Below are 25,211 nucleotides of genomic sequence, written 5' to 3'. Positions count from 1 at the left end.
TCACACCGCTCCTTCGGTACGGGCGGCGGCCAGCCGTACGGCGTCGAGGATCTTCTCGTAGCCGGTGCAGCGGCACAGGTTGCCGGACAGCGCCTCGCGGATGTCGCCGTCGGACGGTTCGGGGACGCGTTCGAGCAACTCGTCGGCGGCGACCAGCAGTCCGGGGGTGCAGAAGCCGCACTGGACGGCGCCCGCGTCCACGAACGCCTGCTGGACGGTGGAGAGTTCACCGCCCTCACCGGCCAGGCCCTCGACGGTGACGACCTCGCGGTCCTGCGCCTGGCCCGCGGCGACCAGACACGAACACACCGGCACGCCGTCCAGGCGGACCGTGCAGGAGCCGCATTCGCCCTGCTCGCAGGCGTTCTTGGAACCGGGCAGGCCCATCCGCTCGCGCAGCACGTACAGCAGGCTCTCGCCCTCCCATACGTCGTCGGCTTCCTGCGGACTGCCGTTGACGGTGAAGGTCACGCGCATGGCTTGCTCCTGTCGTCCAGCTCGTGGGGCTCGTTGCCGCGGTACTGCTCCCAGGACCAGCCGAGCGTGCGGCGGGCCATGACGGCCAGCGCGTGCCGCCGGTAGGACGCGGTGCCGCGGACGTCGTCGATCGGGTTGGCGGCCCCGGAGACCAGCTCCGCGAACTGCCGGGCGACGGCGGGCGGGATCACCCCGCGGCTCTCCCACAGCCCGGCCTCGTCCAGCGCGGCGGCCAGGAACTCCTCGGCCGTCCGCGCCCGGATCGGGGTGGGCGCGGCCGAGCCGATGCCGGTGCGGACCTCGCGGATCTCGGGGTGCAGGGCCAGGCCGAAGGCGCAGACCGCGATGACCATCGCGTTGCGGGTGCCGACCTTGGAGAACTGCTGCGGCCCGGTCGCCTTCTTCAGCCGCACGGCGCGGATCAGCTCGTCGGGCTCCAGCGCGTTGCGCTTCACCCCCCGGTAGAAGTCGTCGATGGGGATCAGCCGGGTGCCGCGTACGGACTGCGCCTCGACCTCGCCGCCGCCCGCGAGCAGCGCCGGGTGGGCGTCACCGGCCGGGGAGGCGGTGCCGAGGTTGCCGCCGACACCGCCGCGGTTGCGGATCTGCGGGGAGGCGACGGTGTGGCTGGCCAGCGCGAGGCCGGGCAGCTCGGCTCTGAGGTTCTCCATGATCCGGGTGTACGGGACGGAGGCGCCGAGCCGGACGGTGTCCTCGGCCGCCTCCCACTCCTGGAGCTCACCGATGCGGTTCAGGTCCAGCAGAAACTCGGGCCTGCGGTGGTCGAAGTTGATCTCGACCATCACGTCCGTGCCACCCGCGATGGGCACAGCGGAGGGATGCTCGGCCTTGGCGGCGAGCGCTTCCTCCCAGCTGGCGGGGCGCAGGAATTCCATGGGGTTCTCTTCTCGAATCCGAGTGGGCTGTTCATGTCCTGTACACGCGGGGTGGCCCCAGTACACGGCTGTGGGGCCGTCCGGGTGCAGTCACCGAAAACATGAAGCGGTTGGCTGGCCAAGGGGTGGGTCTTGTAGATTCCTCCGAAAGGGTCCGCTCCGAAACCTCGCGGCAGCCCACCCGCAACACCGGTGTTCGACACTGCGACCCCGGGCTCCCGCGACAACGGCCGGGACCGCGACCACGACCCGGCAGAGGACAAGGCGACGACTATGCGGCTGCGCGCACTGCTGGACACCGAGGCCCTCGGCCTGCGGCTGCTCGGCGGCGAGGACGAGCTGGACCGTACGGTCCGCGGGGTGATGACCACGGACCTGCGCGACCCCAGCCGCTATCTGACCGGCGGCGAACTGGTCCTCACCGGTCTGGCCTGGCGGCGCGGCCCCGGCGACTGCGAGCCCTTCGTCCGGCTGCTGGCCGGCGCCGGGGTGGCGGCGCTCGCGGCGGGCGAGGCGGGGCTGAGCACGATCCCGCAGGATCTGGTGGCCGCCTGCGCCCGGCACCGGCTGCCGCTGTTCGCGGTGGACGAGACGGTGGCCTTCGCGACCGTCACCGAGTACGTGGTCCGGCAGGTCTCCGGCGGCCGGGCGGGTGATCTCGCGGCGGTCGTGGACCGGCACCGGCGGCTGATGTCGTCGGGGCCCGCGGGCGGCGGCCCCGACGCCGTGCTCGACCTGCTCGGCAGCGACCTGGACCTGCGCGCCTGGGTGCTGTCCGCGGTCGGCCGGGAGATCGGCGGCTCGGGCCAGTCGCTGGCCGCCTCGGTCCGCGCCGAGCTGGCCGGCGCCCAGCAGGCCGCCGCCCGCACCGCCCGGCCCGCGCCGCACCGCGTCGCGGTCCAGGGCGGCCGGATCTACTCGCTCTTCCCGGTCCGCGCGGGGGCTGAGGACGTACGGGCGACCGTACTGTCCGACTGGTTCCTCGCCGTCGAGGCGGACGCCGGAGAGTGGCCCGCGGAGCGCCTGGACCTGCTGCACGGCGTCACGCAGCTCATCGCGGTGGAGCGGGAGCGGCGGGACGCGGCCCGTACGGTACGGCGGCGGCTGGCCGCGGAGGTCTTCGAGCTGGTGCGCGGCGGGGCGCCGCCCGCCGAGATCGGCGCCCGGCTGCGGGCCGCGGCGCCCGTCCTGGTGCCGGGCGCGGGCGGCGCGCCGCAGTGGCAGATCGTGGTCGCCCGGGTCGACTGGGCGGGCGGCGACCTGGCGCCGGGGCCGGTGGCGCGGGACCTGCTGGAGGAAGTGCTGGTCGACCCGGCGGCGGCCGGGGCCGAGGCGACGGACCGGATCGCGGTGGCGCACCTGGACGACAAGGCGATGGCGCTGGTACCGCTGCCGCCGCCGGTCCCCGGCGCCCAGGAGGGCGGCGAGGACTCCCCCGCGACCCTGCACGCCGACCGGCTGCTCGACGTGCTGCGCGGCCCGCTCGGCCGCGGGCTCGCCGACGACGGACGGCTGACCATCGGCGTCAGCGCCGCCGTGCAGTCCGCCGAGGGGCTGCGCGGCGCCCTGGAGGAGGCCCGGCACGCGCGCCGGGTGGCCGCGGCCCGCCCCGGCCGGGTCTGCGTGGCCGGGCACGAGGAGCTGGCCTCCCACGTCCTGCTGCTGCCCTTCGTCCCCGACGACGTGCGCCGCGCCTTCACCGCCCGGCTGCTCGACCCGCTGCGCGCGTACGACCGCAGGCACCGCGCCGACCTCATCCCGACCCTTGGGGCGTTCCTGGAGTGCGACGGCTCCTGGACGCGCTGCGCCACCCGGCTGCACCTGCACGTGAACACGCTGCGGTACCGGATCGGGCGGATCGAACAGCTGACGGGGCGTGATCTGTCGCGCCTCGAGGACAAGTTGGACTTCTTCCTCGCGCTGCGGATGAGCTGACGGCACGGCGGTACGGGCGGCGCGCCCGCCGAAGTGGCCGTCGAATCTCCTTCACACGTTCACCTGTTGGACCGTCCGACCTGCCGAACAGGCATTAGTGATCCCGTTCACAAAAGGTGATCTCCAACCCCTTGGCGTGGACCCCCGCGCCATGTTGGACTTCGGCCACTGCACGTAAGCAGGAACTCGCACTCGCTCGACGACGCGCTTGGGGGAGAGACTGTGGCGGAAACCGCCCTGTCGGAATCGGTGGTCGGGGAACCGGACGTATGGCGGCTGCGGGCTCGCGGCTGCTGGGCGGAGGCGGCGACACTGCTCGCGCCGTTCTGCGCCGACCACGCCGGAGCCGCGCTACGGAGGGCGGAACTGCTGGTCGAGGGGTGTTTCTACCACCTCGACGGCTGGTCCGAGGCGGAGGACGCGCTGCGCGCCGCCGAGGCGCTGGCGGGCACCGACGAGGAGCGCGGCGCCGCCGCCTCCGAACGGGGGTACCTCGCGTACGGCGCGACGCTGTTCTCCGTACGCGACCGCGCCGACGAGGCCAGCTCCGCGTTCGGCCGCGCCGCCGCGCTGCTGTCCCCCGCCTCTCCCGGCAGGCCGCTGCTGGACTTCCGGCGCGGCCTGGTCGCCGAGAACATCGCCGCCAATCCGGCTGCCGCCCGCGCCGCCTACCGCCGCGCCCACGCCGGCGCCGTCGCCCACGGCGACGTCTTCCTGACCTCCTTCACCTGGCGCCACCTCGCCGGGCTCGCCGCCGCCGACGGCGAGATCGCCGAGGCCCGGCACGGCTTCGCGGAGTCCCTCCGCATCCGGGTCTCCCTCGGGCACCTCGTCGGCACCGCCCCGGCGCTGCTCGCCCTGGCCGATGTCGAGGACGAGCCCGAGGCAGCCCGGCTCCGCCTTGAGGCCGCCCGCCTCTACGCCCTCCTGGACGGCGTCCCCACCTGGCTCGCCCCGGCCTTCACGGCGGCCTAGGGCAGGCCCCCGCCACCGGCCCCGGCGGGGCGGTTCGGGCGTCTCCGGACACCTGCCGGTGGCGGCGGTCCTCGCGGTTGTGTTCCCCGGGGCGGCGCGGAGTCAGCCCCGGGTCCAGGCGCCTTCGGAAGCGGCCCGCAGGGCGTATTCGGTGAAGTCGCGCGGCGGACGCCCCAGGGCTTGTCGGACGCCGTCCGCGGTGTGGGCGTTGCGGCCGTCGAGGACTTCGGTGAACAGGTCGGTGAGGAGCGAGACCAGCTCGGCGGGAAGCCCGTGGGAGCCGAGCAGGGCGGCGTACTCGGCGGCCGGCAGGTGCGTGTACCGGATGTCGCGCCCCGTGGCGCGGGCGATCTCTGCGGTGGCCTCGCCGAAGGTGAGCAGGCGGGGCCCGGTGACCTCGTACACCTTCCCCTCGTGCCCCGGCGCGGTCAGCGCGGCCACGGCGACGTCCGCGACGTCCTCGGCGTCGACGAAGGGCTCGCCGACCTCACCCGCGGGCAGCGCGATCTCCCCGGCGAGCACCGGCTCCAGCAGATAGTCCTCGCTGAAGTTCTGGGCGAACCAGCTCGACCGTACGATCGTCCAGTCGGCGCCGCTGTCCTGGACGGCCCGCTCGCCGCGGAGCGCGCCCGGCTCGCCGCGGCCGGAGAGCAGGACCAGCCGCCGTACGCCCAGCTCCACGGCGAGCGCGGCGAAGGCGCCCACGTCGTCGGCGCCCTCGGGCGCGGCCAGGTCCGGGGAGTAGGCGATGTAGGCGGCGCGGACGCCGTCGAGCACCTTCGGCCAGGTCCCCCGGTCCTCCCAGAGGAACGGCGGCTCGCCCGCCCGCGAGCCGATCCGTACCCGCAACCCTTGCTCGCGCAGCCCGGCGGCGACGCGGCGGCCGGTCTTCCCGTTGCCGCCGAGGACCAGCACCGTCTCGTGTCGTGCGTCTGTTGTCGTCATGGGTCAAGCCAACGTCAGCGGCCCTCCCCCGGACCATGGCCGACCCGCTCACCGGCATACGCGGGCGTCTTCGGCCGTCTCGACCGGCTCAGCCGCGGGCGGCGCCCGAGAAGTGCTCCCTGACCAGCGCCTCGACGGTGTCGGTGTCCCCCGCGACGAGGGCGTCGAGCAGTACGGCGTGCTCGGTGGCGTCGGCGAGCAGTTCCGCCGGGGCCGGGCGGGCGGCGTGCGGCGGGCGCGGGACGGCCAGCGGCCACTGGGCGCGGCGGTGCAGCTCGTCGGCGACGGAGACGAGCTGGAGGTTGCCCGACAGGCCCAGCATCGCGCGGTGGAAGGCGCGGTCGGACTCGGCGTAGGCGGCCCGGTCGCCGAGGGCGGCGGCGGTCACGGTCGCCTCGGCCAGCGGGCGCAGCGCCTCCCACTGGTCGGCGGTGACGCTGCGGGCGAGGCCGAGGACGACGGGCACCTCGAGCAGGGCGCGGATCTCGGCCAGCTCCGCCAGGTCGCGGGCGCTGCGCTCGGTGATCCGGAAGCCGCGGTTGGGCAGCACCTCGACGGCGCCCTCGCGGGCCAGCAGTTGCATGGCCTCGCGGATGGGCGTGGCGGAGACGCCGTAGCGGCCGGCGAGGGCGGGCGCGGAGTGCACGGTGCCGGGCGGCAGCTCACCGCTGACCAGCGCGTGCCGCAGCGCTCCGAGCACCTGGTCGCGTACGGACAGCCGCTCGGGCATGCGCCGCGGCGCGGGCAGCTCCGGCTGCCCGGCGTGCGGGTGGTCGCCGCGTACCTGCTCGGCGCCCCCGGGTGCGGCTCGTTCCACGCGGCGTCCCTCTCCGTACTCCGTGAGCGTGACCGGCCGTCCTGGCCGTGACCGGTGACCAGTGCCTGGTGACGCCACTCGGGTGGCGCAGTGCGGTAAGCGTAACCCGCGCCGGTGGTGTCCCCGGCCGCCCGCGCATTACCCCCGCGGGGTATCGCGCGGAGCGCCGTACGCGCGCCGGTCACCGCCCGCCGACGGGAATTCCCCGCACCGGATTCCGTGCGACGCAGTGACGTCGGACAGGTCCGACGTCAGCTTCCGGAACCATGAGCGGACTGGTCCAACGGCCTTATCCCCCACGGCATTGGACCAGTCCGAGAGAACGGACCGGGCTGGCGGAGCCGACCGGACGTGCGGTCTCGTTTATTCTTGTGCGACCTTGTTTACTCTCGGTTCGCTCTCGCCCATGGAGTCCGCATGGCCCTGTTCGATCTGCCCCTCGAAGAACTGCGCTCGTACCGGCCGGAGCGCCACGAGCCCGACGACTTCGACGCCTTCTGGAAGCGCACGCTCGACGAGGCGGCGCGGTCGGCTCCCGACGCCGAATTCCTGCCCGTCGACGCCGCGTTGACGGCCGTCGACGTCTTCGACACGACCTTCTCCGGCTGGGGCGGCCACCCGATATCCGCCTGGCTGGTCGTGCCGCGCGGCGCGGAGGGCCCGGTGCCGTGCGTGGTGCAGTACATCGGGTACGGCGGCGGGCGCGGTCTGCCGCACGACCATCTGGTGTGGGCCGCCACCGGCCGGGCCGCGCTGGTGGTGGACACCCGCGGCCAGGGCGCGGTGGGCCGCAACAGCGCGGGCTCGACGCCGGACCCGCACGGCGGCGGCAACCCGCAGGCCCCCGGCTTCATGACCCGCGGCATCCTGGACCCCGAGGCGTACTACTACCGCCGGGTCTTCACCGACGCCGTCCGCGCGGTGGACGTGGCGGCGGCCCATCCCGCCGTCGACGCCGGGCGGGTGTACGTGGCCGGCGGCAGCCAGGGCGGCGGCATCGCGACCGCCGCCGCCGGACTGCACCCGGGGGTCGCCGCGGCGCTGATCGACGTGCCCTTCCTGTCGCACTTCCGGCGCGCGCTGACCCTCACCGACCGGGACCCGTACCAGGAGATCGTGCTGTTCCTCGCGACCCAACGCGGCACGGACGACGACGTGTTCACGACCCTCTCGTACTTCGACGGCCTCAACTTCGCCGCCCGCGCGACGGCTCCCGCGCTGTACTCGGTGGCGCTCATGGACCAGGTCTGCCCGCCGTCGACGGTCTTCGCCTCGTACAACCACTGGTCGGGCAGCACGAAGGACATCAGCGTCTACCCCTGGAACGGCCACGAGGGCGGCTCCGCCGAGCACCGCGCCACCCAGCTCCGCTGGCTCCGCGACCTGGAGGCCCAGCGGTAGCGGACCGACGCGACACGCCCGGCGCGGGCAGCGGCCAGGACGGGCAGCGGCCAGGACGGGCAGCGGCCAGGGCGGTCCGGAGGGGGCGCGGGGCAGCCGGAGGGGGGCGTGCGGGCACGCCTTTCCCCCGAATGCCGTAGTGGCAAACACCCCGGATTGCTCAAGAACCCTTCTCCATGAGTAAGGTAAGCCTTACCTCGTAACGATCTCGTGTCGCTCGAAACACCCGATGGTGAGCCGCATGCCCGTGTCCAGAATCCTGCCGCCCGCCGCACCGACCGGCTCGCCACTGACCATGGCGTACGACCGGCTCGCCGAGGTCTTCCCCGGCCTCGTCGTGACCGAGGCGACCGACGTGACCCAGCCGCTGCCGCACGGCCCCGGCTGGGTCGGGGCGCGCGAACTGGCGGACGGCGGCGCCGCGGCGGACGCCCTCACGGACACCGTCGCCGCCCAGGTCACGGCCGACCACGGCCGCCGCCCGCGGCCCGACGTGGCGGCGGCGCTGGCGCTGCACCGCTACGCGTGGCCCGCGTGCCTGCTCTTCACCGTGCCGTGGTTCCTCAGCCGCCGGGTGCCGCGGCTGGCGGTCACCGACGTGTCCTTCCACCGCGCCGCGGGCCGGATGACCGTACGGCCGCGCTCCTTCGCCTGCCTGCCGGACGACCCGGCCGCGGCGCTCCCCCACGCCCGCGTCGTGCCCGACGAGGCGGCACTGCGCGACGAACTGCGGGCCGCGCTGGCCGAGCATCTCGCGCCGCTGCTGGAGGGGTTCGGGCCGCGGCTGCGGCGCGGACCGCGTGCGCTGTGGGGCATGGCGACCGACGAGATCACCGAAGGGCTCTGGCGCGTGGGGCAGTTGCTGGGCGAGGAGGAGCGGGCCGCGGCGGAGCTGGCCGCGCTGCTGCCCGGTGGCACTACGCCGTATGCGGGAGGCGCCGCATTCCGCGAACTGACGGTCCCGACCGGTACTGACGTACCGTCACCGCCCGTGAGCCGGACCCGGGACCGGCTCACCTGCTGCCGGTTCTATACGATCAGTCCGGCCGATGCCTGCACCACCTGCCCGCGGACCTGCGACGCGGACCGGATCAGGCGGCTGGTCTCGGCGGCCTGACGATCACGCTACGATCTCGCTCAACTGAGTTGTTGTGGCACGGAAGTTCGAGCAATCCATCCGAAGGCGTGCTCTTGGGCCATAACCTCTCCAGTCATCCGCGCTCTTCGCAAAGATGTCGCTCGTAAGCCGTCCCGCGGCCCGAGCGCGACGGAAGCGACACTAGGAATCGCACATGAGACTTACGGACATATCGCTGGACTGGGCGCTCTCGGGGGCCATCGGCCTGGTCGTCCTCGTGGCCTGCGTGCTCGTCTTCCGCAACCGCAAGGCGAGTTCGAGCAGCGCCGACGGCGCCCAGGTGGATTCGTGGGAGCGCAGTGAGGAGCGCCGTCGCCGCAAGGAGGCGATATACGGCAGCGCCTCGTACGTGCTGCTCTTCTGCTGCGCCGCCGTCGCCGCGGCCCTCTCCTTCCACGGCCTGGTCGGCTTCGGCCGGGAGAACCTCAACCTGACCGGCGGCTGGGAGTACCTGGTCCCGTTCGGCCTGGACGGCGCGGCGATGTTCTGCTCCGTACTGGCCGTCCGTGAGGCCAGCCACGGTGACGCTGCTCTCGGCTCGCGCATGCTGGTGTGGCTGTTCGCCGGCGCCGCCGCCTGGTTCAACTGGGTGCACGCGCCGCGCGGTATCGACCACGCCGGTGCTCCGCAGTTCTTCGCCGGGATGTCGCTCTCGGCCGCGGTCCTCTTCGACCGCGCGCTGAAGCAGACCCGCCGGGCGGCGCTGCGCGAGCAGGGGCTCGTACCGCGTCCGCTGCCGCAGATCCGCATGGTGCGGTGGATGCGGGCACCGCGTGAGACGTACGCGGCCTGGTCCCTGATGCTCCTCGAAGGCGTACGCACGCTGGACGAGGCGGTCGAGGAGGTCCGGGAGGACAAGCGGGAGCGCGAGCAGAACGTGATGCGCCGCCGCGACCACGACCGGCTGGAGCGGGCGCGCGTCAAGGCGCTCAACCGGCAGCACAGGAACTGGCCGCGTGGTGGCGGCCGGGGCGGCCGTCAGGTCGAACTGCCTCCGGCGGCCAGTGCCGCGGGCGGCAGCGGCCAGGCCGCATCGGAGCCTGCCATAGAGGCCCACGCGGCCGAACTCCCCGTCCGCGCCCGTCCGGCGCTCCAGCCGGTACGCGAGGACGCCGCGGCCCCCTTCACCATCGACCTGACGGCGGAGGACGACACGATGACCCTCCCCCGACTGGACTCCCTGGAACGCAAGCTGGAGGAAATGGAACGCCAATTCGGCTGAGCCGAAAGCCGGTTGTCGACTGCCGCCCACGGGTGGTGGGGCACGGGAGAGATACCCGGGTACCCGCCCCGTGGGCGCTGTCACGCGCGGCGGGCGTCGACTTCGAACCAGACGACTTTGCCCTTGCCGCGTGAGTGCGCGCCCCAGGCGTCGGCCAGGGACTGCACGAGGAGGAGCCCGCGGCCCGAAGTGCCGTGGTCCTCGGGGGCGGTCGCCTGGGCCGGGAGCCTCGGGTGCCGGGCGAGGTCGTCGTAGACCTCGACGCGCAGCCGCTCCCCGGCCGTCCGCCCGGGGACGAGTGTGGCGGTGAGCACCGCCCCGTCGGTGGTGTGCTGCAGTGCGTTGGTGACCAGCTCGGTGGCGAGCAGCTCCGCCGTGTCGCAGAGCACGGGCACTCCCCAGTCCCGCAGATGCTCGCGCAGCAGGCGACGCACCTCGGCCACGGCCGGGAGGTCGGCGTGCCGCACCGTATGCCGCAGTATCTGCCCCGTGATGTCCGTCTGATCCCCCAGTTCCCCTGCTTCGGGCTCTTCCATGGCCCCGCTCCGGTCGCCGCCGCGATTCCCCGGTCGAACTTTCTTGCCGATAGGCATTCCCAGCCCCACAGGTTCCAGTCCTGCGCGCGTGATCCCCTGATGTGTCCCGGATGCGCGCAGCCGACGTCACATCGGAGGTCTGCGGATCGCGCCGCCGCCGTCGCGGATTCTCAACCCGGGCAGGCACTCTGACCTCCACTCCCTGAAGAGGTCCGATGTATAGCCGAGTCGGCGTTGTGAAAATCCTTGACACTACGCGGTCACGGCCTCCACTCTGTGGCGCACTCATCCCATGTGTCTCTTGGGTGTTGCGCCTGTGTTGTCGTCCCGTTGCCTCGGGAGGGGCCCGTGTACTCACCGCAAGGAAAACTCGGACGTCGGCGAATGATCCGACCACCCGCGCTCGTCACCACCGCACTTCTGGCGGCGGGCCTGCTCACCGCGGGCCTGCTCGTCCCCGCCGCCGCCCCGCCGGCCGCGGCGGCGACCGCGACCACGGCCTGGCAGAACGGCGGCTTCCATGTCGACACCCCCAATGTGATCCGCCGTTCGAACATCGTGCTCGGCTCGCCGAACACCGCCGCCGCGCAGTCGCTGCCGCTGGGCAACGGCTCGCTGGGCGCCGCCGCCTGGGCCGCGGGCGGCTTCACCGCGCAGCTCAACCGCGCCGACACCCTGCCGGGCCGCAAGTCCCCCGGCCAGGTGCAGATTCCGGGCCTGTCCGCGCTGACGAACGCGAGCGACTTCAAGGGCTCGCTGGACGTCTACACCGGTGTGCTCACCGAGTCCGGCGGCGGCATGACCCTCAAGTCCTGGGTGTCGGCGACCAAGGACGAACTGATCGTGGACGTCACCGGCGCCGATCCGGGCGCCCAGCAGACCGCGACGCTGAGCCTGTGGTCGGGCCGCGGTCCGCAGGCCGCCGTCTCGGGCACCGTCGGCACGCTGGCCGAGACCTGGGTGGACAACCAGGAGGCGGGCTCCTCGGGCCGTACCTTCGGCTCGCTGGCCGCGCTCTCCGCGGGCGGTCGCAATGTCACCGCCTCGGTGGTCAACTCCACCCAGGTGAAGGTCGCGTTCACCCCCAACGCCGACGGCTCCTACCGGGTGATCCTCGGCGCCCCGGCCTGGACCGGCGGCAACGCGGCGACCACCGCCGCGAATCTGCTCGGCTCCGACGCGACCGCCGCCGAGTCCTCGCTGCTGTCCTCCCAGCAGTCCTGGTGGTCCGGCTTCTGGGCCAACTCCGGTGTGCTTGAGGCGAACTCGGCCGACGGCACCGCGCAGTACATGGAGACGCTGCGCACCTTGTACCTGTACATGGAGGCCGCCTCGATGCGCGGCACCGTGCCGGGCAGCCAGGCGGGCGTCGCCGACATGTTCAACTTCGGCCAGGACCACCAGAACTGGACGCCGTCGGCGACCTGGCTGTGGAATCTGCGCACCCAGATCTCCGCGAACACCAGCAGCGGCAACTTCGCGCTGAACATCCCGATCTTCAACCTCTACCAGAACAACCTGGCCGCCATCGAGGCGTGGACCAAGCAGCAGATGGGCGGCACACCGGGCGCCTGCGTCCCCGAGGTCATGCGGTTCAACGGCAACGGCGGCGACCCGGGCAACGGCGCCAACGCGGCGTGCAGCCAGCCGGGCAGCCCCAACTGGAACGCCCTGAACATCACCTCGGGCGCCGAGATCAGCCTGTTCATCTGGCAGCAGTACCTGGCCACCGGCGACATCAACTTCCTGCGCACGTACTACCCGTTGCTGAAGTCGTCGGCGACCTTCCTGCTCAACTACCAGAAGGTCGGCTCGGACGGGAAGCTGCACGCGGTCGCCAACGCGCACGAGACGCAGTGGGCGGTGCAGGACCCGACGACCGACCTGGCCGCGGACGCCGCGCTCTTCCCCGTGGTGATCAAGGCGGCGCAGCTCCTCAACACCGGGGACACCGCGCTGATCTCGCAACTGACCACCGCGCAGGGCCAGATACCGGCGTGGGCGCGTACCGACTACGGCCGTACGCAGGTGCTGCCGCCGTCGGCGGACGCGTCGAACAACGACATCATCGCGTACTCGTACCAGCCGACCGCGCAGATCAGGAACAGCGAGAACATCGACCTGGAGCCGGTGTGGCCGTACAACCTGGTCACCGACGACCCGGGGTCGCTGCGGGACCTGGCGGTGCGCTCGTACAACCACCGGGCGGTGACCGGGGGCAACGACTGGAGCATGGACGCGATCGACGCGGCCAGGCTCGGGCTGGCCAGTGAGGTCGCGGCGAGGCTGACGTCGATCACCCAGAGCCACCAGGTGTACATCAACGGGCTGGCCGACCTCGGCAACACCGTCGGCACGGAGGCGTACATCGAGCAGGCGTCCGGTGTCGCGACCGCGCTGAACGAGGCGCTGGTGCAGGACTACGACGGGCTGCTGCGGATCGCCCCGGCCTGGCCGGCCGGCTGGGACGCGGCGGGCACGGTCTCGGTGCAGGGCAACACCAAGGTGGACGTGCAGGTCCAGAACGGCACCCCGGTCACGGTCGCCATCCAGGCCGGGTCGTCGCAGACCATGCGCGTGCGCAACCCCTGGCCGGGTCAGTCGGTGCAGGTGGTGAACGGTTCGAGCAACGCCGTCGTGGTCGCGCCGACCACCGCGGGCACCTTCAATGTGCCGGTCGCCTCGGGGCAGTCGTACCTCGTCGAGCCGGTGGCCGCGCCGACCACGGCGCTGCCCTACGCGCAGGTCTCCGGCTCCCCCGCCACCGCCGCCAAGCACCTGGGCAATGTGCAGATCGGTCTGGACGGCGGCGGCACCGCGCCCGGCGGCGGCACGGTGGTCTCGCTGCGCGCGCACGCCAACAACAAGTACGTGACGGCGGACAACGCGGGCGCGGCGCCGCTGATCGCCAACCGTACGGCCATCGGGCCCTGGGAGCAGTTCGACGAGATCGACCAGGGCGGCGGTTGGATCGCGCTGCGCGCGCACGCCAACAACAAGTACGTGACGGCCGACAACGCGGGCGCCGCCCCGCTGCTCGCCAAGGTCGACGCGGTCGGCACCTGGGAGCAGTTCCAGCTCGTGCGCAACGGCGACGGGAGCGTCAGCCTGCGGGCGCGGGTCAACAACCAGTACGTGACGGCCGAGAACGGGGGCGCGGCGGCGCTGATCGCGAATCGGGCGGCCATCGGGCAGTGGGAGGAGTTCGATCTGATCCAGAGTTGACGGCTTTTCCTCCGTCGGCCCCCTGTTCCGTCCCGCGGTACCCGTACAGCGACGGCTGATTGTCCGGGCACCGCTGGACCGGGACGGGGGGTCGAGCCGGTGGAACGTGCCGGTCGGGGTGTGCCGGAGGGCGCGGTCCTGGGTCACAACGGAGCCGAACGGGGCTACGGGCGCGGCACGTTGCGCAGATTGGAGCGCGCGAGCTGCACCATCTTGCCGACGCCGCCGTCCAGTACGACCTTGCCCACCGACAGCGCGAAGCCGCCGATCTGCTCGCCGGTGATCTTCGGCGGGATGGACAGGGCGTGCGGGTCGGTGACGACGTCGACCAGGGCGGGCCCCTTGTGCCGGAAGGCGCCGCGCAGCGCGTCCCGCAGGTCCTTGGGCTTCTCGACCCGGACGCCGTAGGCCCCGGCGGCGTTGGCGATGGCCGCGAAGTCCGGGTTGTGGTTGGTGGTGCCGTACGCGGGCAGGCCCTCGACCATCATCTCCAGCTCGACCATGCCGAGCGAGGAGTTGTTGAACAGCACGACCTTGACGGGGAGTTCGTACTGGACGAGCGTCAGGAAGTCGCCCATCAGCATGGTGAAGCCGCCGTCGCCCGACATCGACACCACCTGCCTGCGGCGGTCGAGGAACTGCGCGCCGATCGCCTGCGGCAGCGCGTTCGCCATCGAGCCGTGCGTGAAGGAGCCGATGACGCGGCGCTTGCCGTTGGGCGTCAGATAACGGGCCGCCCACACATTGCACATGCCGGTGTCGACGGTGAACACCGCGTCGTCCGCGGCCTCTTCGTCGAGCACGGACGCCACGTACTCCGGGTGGATCGGCACGTGCTTGTCGACCTTGCGGGTGTACGCCTTCACGACGCCTTCCAGCGCGTCGCTGTGCTTCTTCAGCATCCGGTTGAGGAATTTGCGGTCGGACTTCTCCCGCACCTTCGGCGTCAGGCAGCGCAGCGTCTCGCCGACGTCGCCCCACACCGCCAGGTCCAGCTTCGAGCGGCGCCCGAGGTGCTCGGGCCGCACGTCGACCTGCACGATCGTCACGTCGTCCGGCAGGAAGGCGTTGTACGGGAAGTCGGTGCCGAGCAGGATCAGCAGGTCGCACTCGTGCATCGCCTCGTACGCGGCGCCGTAGCCGAGCAGACCGCTCATGCCGACGTCGTACGGATTGTCGTACTGGATCCACTCCTTGCCGCGCAGGGCGTGGCCGACCGGGGCCTTGACGCGTTCGGCGAAGGCCATCACCTCGTCGTGCGAGCCCGCGGTGCCGCTGCCGCAGAACAGGGCGACCTTGTTGGCGCCGTTGACGAGCCGGGCGAAGACGTCGAGTTCCGCGTCGCCGGGGCGGACGGTGGGGCGGCGGGTGACCAGGGCGTGCTCGATGCTGCGCTGCGGCGCGGTCTGGGCGGCGATGTCGCCCGGCAGGCTGATGACGCTGACGCCGCCGCGGCCCACCGCGTGCTGGATGGCGGTCTGGAGGACCCGCGGCATCTGCGCCGGGTTGGAGATCAGCTCGCTGTAGTGGCTGCACTCGCGGAAGAGCTGGTCGGGGTGGGTCTCCTGGAAGTAGCCGGTGCCGATCTCGCTGCTGGGGATGTGCGAGGCGAGCGCCAGCACCGGGGCCATCGAGCGGTGCGCGTCGTACAGGCCGTTGATCAGGTGCAGATTGCCGGGGCCGCAGGAACCCGCGCAGGCCGCGAGCTTGCCGGTGAGCTGGGCCTCCGCGCCCGCCGCGAAGGCCGCGACCTCCTCGTGGCGTACGTGCACCCATTCGATGGAACGGTTGCGGCGTACGGCGTCCACGACGGGGTTGAGGCTGTCGCCCACCACCCCGTACACGCGCTGTACGCCCGCGCGCACCAGCACGTCGATGAACTGCTCGGCCACGGTCTGCTTCGCCATCGGGCCCACCTGTCCTCGTCGGTGACTCCTCTCATCTCACCGGGAAGTGGGTGGCCCCGCATCCGGGAGCGCCAGGGCGCGCCCGGTCACGCGTCCCAGACGGTCACCGCCGTCCGGTCGTCGGCGTAGCCCTTGACGCGGGTCTGGGCGTCGGCCAGATACGCGGCCATGCCGGGCGGTCCCGCGCCCCAGCGGCCTGCCAGGTGGACGGCCAGTGCGGGCTCGCCGCGCAGCGGTTCCGCGAGGCCGCCGCTGCACATCACCAGCGCGTCGCCGGGCTGCGCGACGGTGGCCCGGAAGCGGAACGGCGCCGCCGTCTCGTCCGGCGCCAGGTCCAGGTCCTGCCAGGTGTCGTCCCTGATCCGGAACAGTCCGCCGTCGCCGACGCCGAAGAACAGCCGGGTCCGGCACTCCGGGTCCGCGGGCAGCAGCAGACAGCGCAGCGAGGCGGTGTACGTGCCCTCGTCCAGGCCCAGGTCCTCGCCGCGGGCCCGCAGGCGTCCGTAGCAACGGTCGGTCAGCCGGTGCAGGCCCGACTTGAGCGAGCCTCTGCGGGCCGCGCGCAGGTCGTCAGAGAGCCGGTTCCTGCTCCGGCCGACCGCGCCCGCGATCCACCGCACCGCGTCCTGCGCCGCCTTGTGCGCGTCGTCCGCCGCGCGGGCGCCGCTGGCCATCGCGACCAGCAGCAGCGCCTCGTCGCCGCTGCCGAAGCGGGCCGTGAGGAGGGCGTCCCTGCGGGGCTGGCCCCGGTACCGCGCCGAGTCGCCGCGCAGCGACACCGTCCGGACCGTCATGCGGCCGTACCGCGCGCCGTCCAGCACCGTGTCCGCCACCAGGGCGCCGAGGTCGTCCGGTTCCGCCTCCGGCCACGCGGTCGGCTCCGCCGCGTACGTCGGCGGCCCCCCGCCCACCACCTCCGGCTCCGCGACCTCGTCCCGCGCCCCCACCGCCGCCACCCACCCGGGCGGCAGCTCCGGCGCCCACCGCACCTCCCCCTCCACGAACCCCGTCTCCCGCCCCCACCCCGCCGCCGACCCGGCCGCCTTCCCTGCGCCCTCGGTCGCCCCGGTCCCGGCCTCGGCACCGTCCCGCTCCCCCGCCTGCCCCTTCCGCCCGCCGACCGGCACGCCGACGACCGCGGGCCCCGCCCACGGACGGCGGGGCTCGACCGAAGCGGACGGCTGCGGGGGATTGGGCTGATCGGGCCCCGATACGGCGGACTCGCCCGGCGCCGCCGGGACAGACTCGGCGTCAGCCGCCTGCGAAGGGCGTGACGGATCGGGCTCCGGCTCGACCGGTTCGGCCTCGGCCGCAGGTGTCTCCGGAGAAGGACCCGGCTGGGCCGGTGCCTCCGGAGAAGGACCCGGCTGATCGTTCTGCGCTGCGGTCGGCACACCCACGGCAGTCGGACCCACCCAGGGACGGCGGGGCTCGGCCGGGGCGGACTGCTGCGGGGGGCTCGGCTGATCGGGCTCCGGTACGGCGGGCGGCTGGGCCGCCCAGGAGCGATCGACCTCCGCCACGGGCGGGACAGCCCAGGGAGAGCCGGGCTCCGGGGAGGCGGTGGGGGCCTCCCGGTCGGCCGGGACAGGCTCGGCGTCAGCCGCCTGCGAGGAGGGACCCGACCGGGCGGGCTCCGCCTCGGTCGGGGGGACCCACGGGCGGCGGGGCTCGGGCGGGGCGGACGGCTGCGGGGGAATGGGCTGGGCGGGCTCGTCCGGTGTCGCAGGGGCGGGTGGTTGGGCCGCCGAAGGGGAACGATCGGGGGCAGGTCCGGGCGGGGCGGTCTGCGGGCTCGGGGGTGCGCTCGGCGTGGTCGGGGCGGGCGGCCAGGGGTAGTTGGGGTCCGCCGCGCCGGTCGGGGCGGTAAGCGGGCGGTGGGGCTCGGCCTCGGGGCGGTCCGCCTCGGGGGTGGCCCAGGAGTTGTCGGAGGGGGGCGGCTCGGGCGCGGGGCGGCGGGCTGCCAGGAGTTGGTCGAGTGCCGAGTCGTTCGGCGACGGCGGTCCGGAATGGTCCGGCTCGGCCGGTGCCGGTTCGGCCGTCTCGGGGGTCGGGGCCTGCCAGGCGGTGCGGGGCCAGAGGGCAGGCTCGTCCGGGGAAGCGGGCGGGGGGTCCTCGACGGCGAAGGTCGGGGTGGCCGACCACGCGTCCCACGAGGCTCCGGGCGTATCGCCCTCCGGCGCCTCCGGCTCTTCGGCGACGGGCTCCGGCGCCGGTGCCGGCTCGGGGGCGGCCGAAGGTGAGCGGGTCCACCAGGAGTCGGACGCGGGGCGCGGCGCCTCGCGGGGCTCCGGGGCGGGGGCCGACGGCTCGGGGCGTTCGGCGAAGGTGGGTGCGGACGACCAGGCGTCCCAAGGGCGTTGCTCCGGCCGGGGCGGCGGAGTGGGCTCGGGCGCGGCGGCCTCCGGAGCCTCTTCCGGTGGCGGCGGCGCCGTGCCGAAGGTCGGCTCGGCCGACCAGGCGTCCCACGCGGGAGCGTCATCGACCGGCGGCGCGTCCGGCGCGGCGATCGACGGCTTGGCGGGTGGTTCGGCCGAGGACTCGACCGGCGGCTCGACCGGCCGCTCGGCTGGCACCACGTCGGCCGGCCCCACGTCGGCCGGCACCACGTCGACCGGCACCACGTCGGCCGGTACCTCGGGCGACGCGTCCTGCTGAGCCGGAATCGACACCGAAGCGGGCTCCGGAGCCGAGACCGGCGCCGTGGTCGGGACCGGCGCCGGAGGCGCACCCGGTGTGCGCGGCGGCCCCGGCCAGGAAGGGGGCGGAGGCGGCGGAGTGGGCCGACGCAGTCGCAACGTGTCGGCGGCCGGCGTCGGCGGCGGAGGCGCCACCGCGTCCAGCGCCGTATCGAAGTGCGCGTCGACGGAATCCGGCGTGGCGGACGGCGTGGCCGCGTCGTCGTCGTACAACTGACGCCACCAGTCGTCCTCTTGGCTGCTGTGGGAGTCCCCCTGCTGGCTCATGCCCTTATTGTCCACCGCGCGGGCCGCCGGGAAACGTGGAACCGCCGGGCCGGCCCCGCCCCCACAGCAGGGCCGCCCGGCGGAGTCGCCGTCCCCGGCCGGGACCTCGGGAAAGATCCTCCGGGGACCGCACCGAGACCTTCGGACGCGTCCGGAGACTTCTTCCGGGGGCTGCCACGGACACCGTCCCCGGCGCCCTCCGTCCCGCCTCCCGCGAAGCCACCGGAAAGCTCCCCGTGAAGCTCTCCGCAAAGCTCGGTGTCGATCACACTGGCAGAGCGGACCTGCGGGAGTACAAGATGACCAAGGCGGGAAACCGCCGTGGCTCATTTCCGCCACCGTCACCATCACCGCAGGGAGGGGGCTCCGTGCTCGGCGCCATCGGTCTGGACGAAGCGCAGGAATCGGCCTACCGGGCGCTGGTCGGCCTGGGCGCGGCCGAGGTCGGCGACCTGTCGCACCGCCTCGGGCTGAACGAGGAGGACGCGGGCCGCATCCTGCGCAGGCTGGAGGGGCACGGGCTGGTCGCGCAGTCGTCGGCGCGGCCCGGCCGCTGGGTCGCCGCGCCACCGGCCGTGGCGCTGTCGGCGCTGCTGACCCGGCAGCGGCACGAGTTGGAGCAGGCGGAGCTGGCCGCCGCCGTCCTGGCCGCCGAGTTCCGGGCGGAGGCGACGGAACCGGCCGTGCACGACCTGGTCGAGGTGGTCACCGGAGCCAACGCGGTGGCGCAGCGCTTCCTGCAACTCCAGTTCGGCGCGGAGAGCGAGGTCTGCGCCCTGGTCACCGACCGCCCGGTGGCCATCACCGGGACGGAGAACGACGCCGAGCAGGAGGCGTCCCGACGCGGCGTCACGTACCGCGTGGTGCTGGAACGTTCCGTCGTGACGAGCCCGAGCGGTTTCACGGAGGTGTCCGCCGCGCTCGGCAGGAACGAACAGGTGCGGGTGGTGGACCGGGTGCCGACCAAACTGGTGGTGGCCGACCGGTCGTTGGCGATGGTGCCGCTGACCCGCCGCCTCGCCCAGCCCGCCGCGCTGGTCGTGCACGCCAGCGGGCTGCTGGAGTCGCTGATGGGGCTGTTCGAGGGAGTGTGGCGGCAGGGGATGCCGCTGAGCCTGGACGGGACGGGCACCGTGGCCGAGGAGTCCCCCGAAGCGCCGGACAGCACCGACCTGCGCATCCTCTCGCTGCTGCTGGCCGGTCTGACGGACGCCTCGGCGGCCAAGCAGCTCGACCTCGGGCTGCGCACCGTGCAGCGCCGGGTCAAACGGCTGATGGAGATCGCCGAGGTCACCACCCGCCTCCAGCTCGGCTGGCACGCCTACGAACGCGGCTGGGTGGCGCGCGGCGACACGGACGTATGAGCGCGGGGCCGTACGCGGTGGCCGGTGGCCGGTCGCCGGTCCGACGGTCCCGCCGGTCCCGCCGGTCCCGCCGGAAGGGTGAGCGCGCCACCGGACGGTTGACGGCGCGGCGGACCGACGACGTCCCCACGGCGTACGGACGGCGTACGAGCGGCGTACGCGAGTGGTCCTACGGGTCTCGGACAGGTCTCGCCTTGCGCCCCGAGGGTGATCCGCCCGGCGGACGGGCGCGTCATCGGGCAGGGTGGGCTCATGGGGACCGCACAGGTGTGCCTGATCGGCGCGGTGATGCTGCTCGGACTCGTCGGTGTGCTGGCCCCCGGCGTGCCGGGGACGCTGCTCTGCTGGGCCGCCGTCATGTGGTGGGCGACGCAGGAGCACACGAGCCTGACCTGGGGCGTACTGGCCGGGGCAACCGGTCTGCTGGCCGTCGTCCAAGTGGTGGTATGGCTGCTCCCGGCGCGCCGGATCCGCGATTCGGGCATCACCTGGCACACCGTGCTGGTCGCGGGCTCCTTCGCCATCGCCGGTTTCTTCCTGATCCCCGTCCTGGGCGCGGTCCTCGGCTTCGTCGGCACGATCTACGCGACCGAGCGCGTGCGCCTCGGCGGCCACCGCGCCGCCTGGACCGCGACCCGCACCGCGATGCGCGCGGTGGGCGGCTCCGTCCTGGTCGAACTCCTGGCGTGCCTCGTCGTGGCGGGCGCGTGGCTGGGCGCGGTGATCGCGGGCTGACCGGCACCCGGCCCCGCGCGCAGGGGGAGACGTACGGGGTGTGCGGTCGTACGGACATACGTATGGCCGTACGACCGCGCGTCCCCAATCGGCCTAGGTCCTGGATAGGTCAAAGGTCCAATGGCCCGGTGCGCTCACCCGTGTGAGGGTGAGGGCATGGCGATCAAGACACCCAGGACAGCGCTGACCGAGGCCGAGCTGCGCTATCTGCGCACGCAGCGCCTCGGGCGGCTGGCGACCGTGGACGCGCAGGGCCGTCCGCAGGCCAATCCGGTCGGCTACTTCCTGCGCCCGGACGGCACGGTCGACATCGGCGGCTACACGATGGGCGCCACGAAGAAGTGGCGCAATGTGGCGGCGAACCACTATGTGTCGCTGGTCGTGGACGACATCGCGGGCACCGACCCGTGGACGGTGCGCGGGGTCGAGATCCGCGGCACCGCCGAGCAGGTCGTGGGCCCGCACGACCTCGGCGCGCAGATGAGCGACGAGTTGATCCGGATCCACCCGTACTCGATCATCGGCTGGGGCCTGGAGGACTGACCCCGCGCGCCGGACCTCGCCGGGCGTCGCTCGCACCACCGTCGCCCGGCCCGCACAAGGCGCACACAAGACACACCCGTCTCACCTGCCGAACCGACACGGAGAGCGCTCTCACGCCGCGCCGGGGGACCCGTTACGCTGTGCGCGTACCGGCCCCCGGTTTTCTGTTATTTCCGCGTGAAGGAGACGTCCCTTGTCCGACCCGAGCTTCGCGCCGCGTCCTACGCTGGAGGCCGTCGCCGCGCGGGCCGGGGTGTCGCGTGCCACCGCCTCGCGCGTGGTCAACGGCAGCGAAGGGGTACGGGCGCCGCTGGTGGAGCGGGTCCGCAAGGCCGTGGACGAGCTGGGATATGTGCCCAATCAGGCGGCCCGTACGTTGGTGACGCGGCGCAATGACGCCATCGCGGTGGTGGTCGCCGAGCCGGAGACACGGTTCTTCACCGACCCGTTCTTCGCGCAGCAGGTGCGCGGTATCAGCAAGGAACTCACCGCGCGGGACAACCAGTTGGTGCTGCTGCTGACCGAAGGGGCCGCCGATTACGAGCGGGTGGGCCGCTATCTGGCGGGCGGACACGTCGACGGCGCGCTGATCTTCTCCCTGCACACCGACGACTCGCTGCCCGTGCTGGCCCGCAGGGCCGGAGTGCCCACGGTGATCGGCGGGCGGCCCGGCTGGACCGACTTCGACAGCGACCACGGCACCTTGTACGTGGACTGCGACAACCGGGGCGGCGCGCGGGACGCGGTACGGCACCTGCTGAGGATCGGCCGCCGCCGGATCGCCCACATCGCGGGGCCACTTGACCAGACGGCGTCGGTGGACCGGCTCGACGGGTTCCGCGACGTGCTGCCGGAGACCGACCCCCGGATGATCGCCGAGGGCGACTTCACCCCGGAAGGCGGCGCCCGCGCCATGGCCGAACTCCTCCAGCGCTGCCCCGACCTGGACGCCGTCTTCGCCGCCTCCGACGTCATGGCCTCCGGCGCCCTGCGCGTCCTGCGCACCTCAGGACACCGCGTCCCCGACGACATCGCCGTCGTCGGATTCGACGACATGGTCTCCGTCGCCGAATGGACCGACCCGCCCCTGACCACCGTCCGCCAGGACATCGAGGAAATGGGCCGCCTCATGGCCCGCCTCCTCCTGCGCGCGGTGGCGCCGCCGACGGGCCCGCAGAGCGTTCCCGCCCTGTCCTCCATCGTCACGCCGACGCACCTCGTGGTCCGCGCCTCCGCCTGAGCGCCGAATCCCGGCCCGAGCACCACGCTTCCCCCTGAGCGCCGCACCGCGCCCGTCCGAGGGCACTCGGCACCGCCCGACTCCGCCTGACATACCGTCACTTCATCGGATCGAACCCACGCGCGAACACCGGTCCCCCACCTGTGGGTTGGGAACGTCGGGCGAAGGGAAGGTCACGAACAGGTAGCGAAGGTGAGGGCACGGTGAAGGCCGTGCCGGAGGCGAGGAGGTCCGACATGGCATACAGCGTGATTCTCGGCGTCGTGATCGTCGTGCTCGTGGTCGCCTGTGTCGTCGGCTCGTTCTGGAGTGCGGGCAGCCCGATCGCGGTGCGGCGCCGCCACCAGCAGGGTCCTGGCGGCGGCGCCGGATAGGGTCCGCGCCCGTACGGTCGGCCGTACGGGACCGGGTTCAGGACCGGCGGCGGTGGCCGCCGCCCCCGCCGCGCTTGCGCTCGTACATCTCCCGGCCCGCCGCGGTCCTTTGCTTCCACTCGCGCCGCATCTCGGAGCGCAGCCGCTGGTCGGTGCGTGAGGCGATCCACGCGTTCTCGCGCAGCAGCTTGCGGTAGCTCTCCAGACGGCGGTGCTGCAAGGTGCCGTCCTCCAGCGCGGCCAGGACGGCGCAGCCCGGCTCCGACTGGTGCGAGCAGTCCTGGAAGCGGCAGTCGCGGGCCAGTTGCTCGATCTCGGAGAACACCTGGTGGAGCCCGGACTCCGCGTCCCACAGGCCGACCCCGCGCAGCCCCGGCGTGTCGATCAGCACCCCGCCCTGCGGCATCGGCAGCAGGTCACGCGTGGTCGTGGTGTGCCGGCCCTTGCCGTCGGAGTCCCTGGTGGCCTGCACCTCCTGCGCTTCGCGCCCCAACAGGGCGTTGGTGAGCGTGGACTTGCCCGCGCCCGACTGGCCGAGCAGCACCGAGGTGCCGCCCGCCAGCAGCTCCGACAGCGCCTCGATCCCCTCGCCGGTCGTGGCGCTCACCACCAGGACCGGCACTCCGGGCGCCGCCGATTCGGCGTCCTCCAGCAGATAGGTGGTGTCCGGCACGAGGTCCGCCTTGGTCAGCGCGACCACCGGTTGCGCGCCGCTCTCCCAGGCCAGGGAGAGGAAGCGTTCGAGGCGCCCCAGATCGAGGTCGGCCGCCAGCGACACCGCGATCACCGCGTGGTCGATATTGGCCGCGAGCACCTGGCCCTCGGAGCGCTTGGACGACGCCGACCGTACGATCGCGGTCCTGCGCGGCAGCAGCGCCCGTACCGACGGGCCCTTCGGCTGCGCCGGGTCCGGGTCGAACGCCGCCCAGTCCCCGGTGCACGCCACGAGCATCGGATCCGGCGAGTGCACCGGATCGGTGTCGGCGCGGACCGTCACCAGACCGTCCGCGCCGTCGGGGACGACGACGTCGCACATCCCCCGGTCGACCCGCACGATCCGCGCGGGCACCAGTCCGCCCGCCGCGTACGCCGAGAAGGCGTCGTCCAGCAGCGAGTCCCAGCCGTACGGGACGAGTGAGGACCAGGAGGAGGACGACGACGAGAAGGAAGAAGACGAGAAAGACAAGCGAAACCCTTCCAACAGGGCCCCGGCACCGCGCGTCCGATCGGCGCGGCAGAAGAAGAGAGGTCAGCCGGAGACCACAGAGGTGAACTGAATGAACTTCCGCATCTGGGCAGCGCCCATCACCAAGGCAGTCATCGAGTCACACCTCCTGGCCGTACTCACGAGCCGACAGCGGCGAGCCGCTTCTGCGGCTCCCGCTCCAACACCAGGGACCGTAGCCCCTCCCCCACCGCCTCCGCCACCGAATTAACGGCCGCCGCCGCGGGCGGGCAGAGAGCGCCGGAGCAAAGCGGAGGGATCTCCGGTAGTGGTACGGTCGAAGAAGCGGAGTGACCTCCGCTTGTTCTGGTGTCGCACGGGAACGGGATGCTCATGGCTTCCAGCGGGATGACCTCGGACGGGACGACGGCCGGCGGGGCGCGGCGGGCCGGAGGGGCGGGGGCGCTGGCCGGGCGGACGGTGTCGCGCGTCGGGTACGGGGCGATGCAACTGACCGAGCGGGCCGGGCGGGCCGCCGCGGTCGCCGTACTGCGGCGGGCGGTCGAACTCGGGGTGGACCACGTCGATACGGCGCAGTTCTACGGCGACGGCTTCGTCAACGGGGTGATCCGCGAGGCGGTCAGGTCCGAGGACGAGGTGCTGGTCGCCAGCAAGGTGGGGGCCGCACCGGATTCCGGCGGCCCGGTGCACCTGCGACTCGCGCAGAAGCCCGAGGAGTTGCGGGCGGCCGTGGAGGACAATCTCGCGAGCCTCGGCCTCGACCGGATCCCGCTGGTGAATCTGCGCCGCACCGATGTCGGGCCGGGCCTGCGGGCCGAGGGCGACCAGGTGGTCGAACTCGACGACCAGCTCGCGACGATGGTGGCGCTGCGCGACGAGGGCAAGATCGGCGCGATCGGGCTGAGCAGCGTGAGCCTGGACAATCTGCGCCGGGCGATCCCGGCGGGCATCGCGTGCGTGCAGAACGCGTACAGCCTCGTGGCGCGCGACGACGAGGACATGCTGGCCCTCTGCACCGCGCAGGACATCGCGTGGGTGCCGTACTTCCCGCTCGGCAGCGCCTTCCCCGGCCTGCCGAAGGTGACCGACGAACCGGCGGTGATCGCCGCGGCGCGGGCGCTGGGCGCCACGCCCTCCCAGGTCGGCCTGGCCTGGCTGCTGCACCACGCGCCGAACGTCCACCTCATCCCGGGCACGTCGAACACCGCCCACCTCGAAGCGAACGTGGCCGCGGGCGCGCTCACGCTCGACGCCGCGACCCTCGCCGCGCTGGACGCCGTCCCGACCCGGCCGAACGACGCCCCGCTCACGTAACGCGGGGCGCGCGGC

At 73.2% G+C, this 25,211-nt stretch carries 20 protein-coding genes; 12 read left to right on the top strand and 8 right to left on the bottom strand.

Translation table 11 applies throughout. The annotated features are described in order from the left end of the window. Nucleotides 1-477 carry a (2Fe-2S)-binding protein gene (locus ACZ4EF_RS09715; protein WP_355338872.1) on the bottom strand — a complete coding sequence of 159 codons (477 nt, stop codon included), beginning with the start codon at nucleotides 475-477 and terminating at the stop codon, nucleotides 1-3. Further along, nucleotides 468-1,373, bottom strand: coding sequence for an FAD binding domain-containing protein (locus tag ACZ4EF_RS09710; RefSeq protein ID WP_355338869.1), 906 nt, complete (start codon nucleotides 1,371-1,373; stop codon nucleotides 468-470). Before ACZ4EF_RS09710 ends, ACZ4EF_RS09715 begins: the two co-directional genes overlap by 10 nt. 273 nt (nucleotides 1,374-1,646) lie before the next feature. Between ACZ4EF_RS09710 and ACZ4EF_RS09705 the strand changes: the two genes are divergently transcribed. Together ACZ4EF_RS09705 and ACZ4EF_RS09700 are read left to right on the top strand one after the other, a co-directional pair. Next, nucleotides 1,647-3,308: a PucR family transcriptional regulator gene (locus ACZ4EF_RS09705; protein WP_391049580.1), complete on the top strand. Its 1,662-nt coding sequence runs from the start codon at nucleotides 1,647-1,649 to the stop codon at nucleotides 3,306-3,308. 222 nt (nucleotides 3,309-3,530) lie between these two features. Beyond that, nucleotides 3,531-4,283, top strand: a complete 753-nt coding sequence (locus ACZ4EF_RS09700) for a hypothetical protein (RefSeq protein ID WP_391049409.1) — start codon at nucleotides 3,531-3,533, stop codon at nucleotides 4,281-4,283. A 102-nt stretch (nucleotides 4,284-4,385) separates the two neighbouring features. Here the strand turns inward: ACZ4EF_RS09700 and ACZ4EF_RS09695 are convergent, their stop codons facing one another. Further along, nucleotides 4,386-5,228 carry a Rossmann-fold NAD(P)-binding domain-containing protein gene (locus ACZ4EF_RS09695; protein ID WP_467346431.1) on the bottom strand — a complete coding sequence of 281 codons (843 nt, stop codon included), beginning with the start codon at nucleotides 5,226-5,228 and terminating at the stop codon, nucleotides 4,386-4,388. Nucleotides 5,229-5,316: 88 nt separating this feature from the next. Beyond that, nucleotides 5,317-6,045 (bottom strand): GntR family transcriptional regulator, encoded by a 729-nt coding sequence (locus tag ACZ4EF_RS09690; protein WP_355338857.1) that lies wholly within the window; start codon nucleotides 6,043-6,045, stop codon nucleotides 5,317-5,319. A 417-nt stretch (nucleotides 6,046-6,462) separates the two neighbouring features. Here ACZ4EF_RS09690 and ACZ4EF_RS09685 point away from each other — a divergent pair, with 417 nt between their 5' ends. From ACZ4EF_RS09685 to ACZ4EF_RS09675, 3 genes are all read left to right on the top strand, one after another. Further along, nucleotides 6,463-7,446, top strand: a complete 984-nt coding sequence (locus ACZ4EF_RS09685; RefSeq protein WP_401719678.1) for an acetylxylan esterase — start codon at nucleotides 6,463-6,465, stop codon at nucleotides 7,444-7,446. A 241-nt stretch (nucleotides 7,447-7,687) separates the two neighbouring features. Beyond that, on the top strand, nucleotides 7,688-8,563 hold the full coding sequence (locus ACZ4EF_RS09680) for a (2Fe-2S)-binding protein (RefSeq protein WP_401719681.1): 876 nt from the start codon (nucleotides 7,688-7,690) through the stop codon (nucleotides 8,561-8,563). Nucleotides 8,564-8,738: 175 nt separating this feature from the next. Beyond that, on the top strand, nucleotides 8,739-9,806 hold the full coding sequence (locus ACZ4EF_RS09675; protein WP_355338847.1) for a DUF2637 domain-containing protein: 1,068 nt from the start codon (nucleotides 8,739-8,741) through the stop codon (nucleotides 9,804-9,806). An 80-nt stretch (nucleotides 9,807-9,886) separates the two neighbouring features. On the opposite strand, the gene ACZ4EF_RS09670 is transcribed toward ACZ4EF_RS09675, so the two are convergent. Beyond that, complete coding sequence (locus ACZ4EF_RS09670) at nucleotides 9,887-10,342, bottom strand: ATP-binding protein (RefSeq protein WP_355338844.1); 456 nt, start codon at nucleotides 10,340-10,342, stop codon at nucleotides 9,887-9,889. Nucleotides 10,343-10,726: 384 nt separating this feature from the next. Between ACZ4EF_RS09670 and ACZ4EF_RS09665 the strand changes: the two genes are divergently transcribed. Beyond that, nucleotides 10,727-13,567: a fascin domain-containing protein gene (locus ACZ4EF_RS09665; RefSeq protein ID WP_467503716.1), complete on the top strand. Its 2,841-nt coding sequence runs from the start codon at nucleotides 10,727-10,729 to the stop codon at nucleotides 13,565-13,567. 164 nt (nucleotides 13,568-13,731) lie between these two features. On the opposite strand, the gene ACZ4EF_RS09660 is transcribed toward ACZ4EF_RS09665, so the two are convergent. Both ACZ4EF_RS09660 and ACZ4EF_RS09655 read right to left on the bottom strand, forming a co-directional pair. Next, complete coding sequence (locus ACZ4EF_RS09660; RefSeq protein ID WP_355338838.1) at nucleotides 13,732-15,474, bottom strand: pyruvate dehydrogenase; 1,743 nt, start codon at nucleotides 15,472-15,474, stop codon at nucleotides 13,732-13,734. Nucleotides 15,475-15,560: 86 nt separating this feature from the next. Next, nucleotides 15,561-18,440 (bottom strand): protein phosphatase 2C domain-containing protein, encoded by a 2,880-nt coding sequence (locus ACZ4EF_RS09655; protein WP_467503714.1) that lies wholly within the window; start codon nucleotides 18,438-18,440, stop codon nucleotides 15,561-15,563. A gap of 368 nt (nucleotides 18,441-18,808) precedes the next feature. Between ACZ4EF_RS09655 and ACZ4EF_RS09650 the strand changes: the two genes are divergently transcribed. The 5 genes from ACZ4EF_RS09650 (at nucleotide 18,809) to ACZ4EF_RS09630 (ending at nucleotide 22,696) form a co-directional block, all read left to right on the top strand. Then, the gene (locus ACZ4EF_RS09650) at nucleotides 18,809-19,804 is read left to right on the top strand and encodes a helix-turn-helix domain-containing protein (protein WP_401311750.1); all 996 of its coding nucleotides are present in this window, start codon (nucleotides 18,809-18,811) and stop codon (nucleotides 19,802-19,804) included. 252 nt (nucleotides 19,805-20,056) lie between these two features. Then, nucleotides 20,057-20,539, top strand: a complete 483-nt coding sequence (locus tag ACZ4EF_RS09645; RefSeq protein ID WP_188282878.1) for a DUF456 domain-containing protein — start codon at nucleotides 20,057-20,059, stop codon at nucleotides 20,537-20,539. 156 nt (nucleotides 20,540-20,695) lie between these two features. Continuing rightward, the gene (locus ACZ4EF_RS09640; protein WP_355350185.1) at nucleotides 20,696-21,082 is read left to right on the top strand and encodes a PPOX class F420-dependent oxidoreductase; all 387 of its coding nucleotides are present in this window, start codon (nucleotides 20,696-20,698) and stop codon (nucleotides 21,080-21,082) included. 193 nt (nucleotides 21,083-21,275) lie between these two features. Next, nucleotides 21,276-22,322, top strand: a complete 1,047-nt coding sequence (locus ACZ4EF_RS09635) for a LacI family DNA-binding transcriptional regulator (protein ID WP_355350182.1) — start codon at nucleotides 21,276-21,278, stop codon at nucleotides 22,320-22,322. A gap of 236 nt (nucleotides 22,323-22,558) precedes the next feature. Beyond that, a complete protein-coding gene (locus ACZ4EF_RS09630; protein ID WP_188282881.1) occupies nucleotides 22,559-22,696 on the top strand; it encodes a hypothetical protein in 138 nt (45 codons plus the stop codon). Between the two features lie 37 nt (nucleotides 22,697-22,733). Here ACZ4EF_RS09630 and rsgA read toward each other — a convergent pair whose 3' ends face one another. Next, on the bottom strand, nucleotides 22,734-23,882 hold the full coding sequence (rsgA, locus tag ACZ4EF_RS09625) for a ribosome small subunit-dependent GTPase A (protein WP_467503710.1): 1,149 nt from the start codon (nucleotides 23,880-23,882) through the stop codon (nucleotides 22,734-22,736). A 372-nt stretch (nucleotides 23,883-24,254) separates the two neighbouring features. Between rsgA and ACZ4EF_RS09620 the strand changes: the two genes are divergently transcribed. Further along, on the top strand, nucleotides 24,255-25,196 hold the full coding sequence (locus ACZ4EF_RS09620) for an aldo/keto reductase (protein ID WP_355350175.1): 942 nt from the start codon (nucleotides 24,255-24,257) through the stop codon (nucleotides 25,194-25,196). The last annotated feature ends 15 nt before the right edge of the window (nucleotides 25,197-25,211 follow it).

Source organism: Streptomyces sp. NPDC025721, from assembly GCF_055558595.1.
This window is presented reverse-complemented; position numbering and strand designations above follow the sequence as displayed.

Bases quoted from the DNA above. Each gene is read 5' to 3' on its own strand.
- ACZ4EF_RS09695 (WP_467346431.1), bottom strand. From the start codon at position 5,228: ATGACGACAACAGACGCACGACACGAGACGGTGCTGGTCCTCGGCGGC.
- ACZ4EF_RS09670 (WP_355338844.1), bottom strand. From the start codon at position 10,342: ATGGAAGAGCCCGAAGCAGGGGAACTGGGGGATCAGACGGACATCACG.
- ACZ4EF_RS09675 (WP_355338847.1), top strand. From the start codon at position 8,739: ATGAGACTTACGGACATATCGCTGGACTGGGCGCTCTCGGGGGCCATC.
- ACZ4EF_RS09685 (WP_401719678.1), top strand. From the start codon at position 6,463: ATGGCCCTGTTCGATCTGCCCCTCGAAGAACTGCGCTCGTACCGGCCG.
- ACZ4EF_RS09715 (WP_355338872.1), bottom strand. From the start codon at position 477: ATGCGCGTGACCTTCACCGTCAACGGCAGTCCGCAGGAAGCCGACGAC.
- ACZ4EF_RS09630 (WP_188282881.1), top strand. From the start codon at position 22,559: ATGGCATACAGCGTGATTCTCGGCGTCGTGATCGTCGTGCTCGTGGTC.
- ACZ4EF_RS09680 (WP_401719681.1), top strand. From the start codon at position 7,688: ATGCCCGTGTCCAGAATCCTGCCGCCCGCCGCACCGACCGGCTCGCCA.
- ACZ4EF_RS09640 (WP_355350185.1), top strand. From the start codon at position 20,696: ATGGCGATCAAGACACCCAGGACAGCGCTGACCGAGGCCGAGCTGCGC.
- ACZ4EF_RS09710 (WP_355338869.1), bottom strand. From the start codon at position 1,373: ATGGAATTCCTGCGCCCCGCCAGCTGGGAGGAAGCGCTCGCCGCCAAG.
- ACZ4EF_RS09665 (WP_467503716.1), top strand. From the start codon at position 10,727: ATGATCCGACCACCCGCGCTCGTCACCACCGCACTTCTGGCGGCGGGC.
- ACZ4EF_RS09705 (WP_391049580.1), top strand. From the start codon at position 1,647: ATGCGGCTGCGCGCACTGCTGGACACCGAGGCCCTCGGCCTGCGGCTG.
- ACZ4EF_RS09660 (WP_355338838.1), bottom strand. From the start codon at position 15,474: ATGGCGAAGCAGACCGTGGCCGAGCAGTTCATCGACGTGCTGGTGCGC.
- ACZ4EF_RS09620 (WP_355350175.1), top strand. From the start codon at position 24,255: ATGGCTTCCAGCGGGATGACCTCGGACGGGACGACGGCCGGCGGGGCG.
- ACZ4EF_RS09645 (WP_188282878.1), top strand. From the start codon at position 20,057: ATGGGGACCGCACAGGTGTGCCTGATCGGCGCGGTGATGCTGCTCGGA.
- ACZ4EF_RS09655 (WP_467503714.1), bottom strand. From the start codon at position 18,440: ATGAGCCAGCAGGGGGACTCCCACAGCAGCCAAGAGGACGACTGGTGG.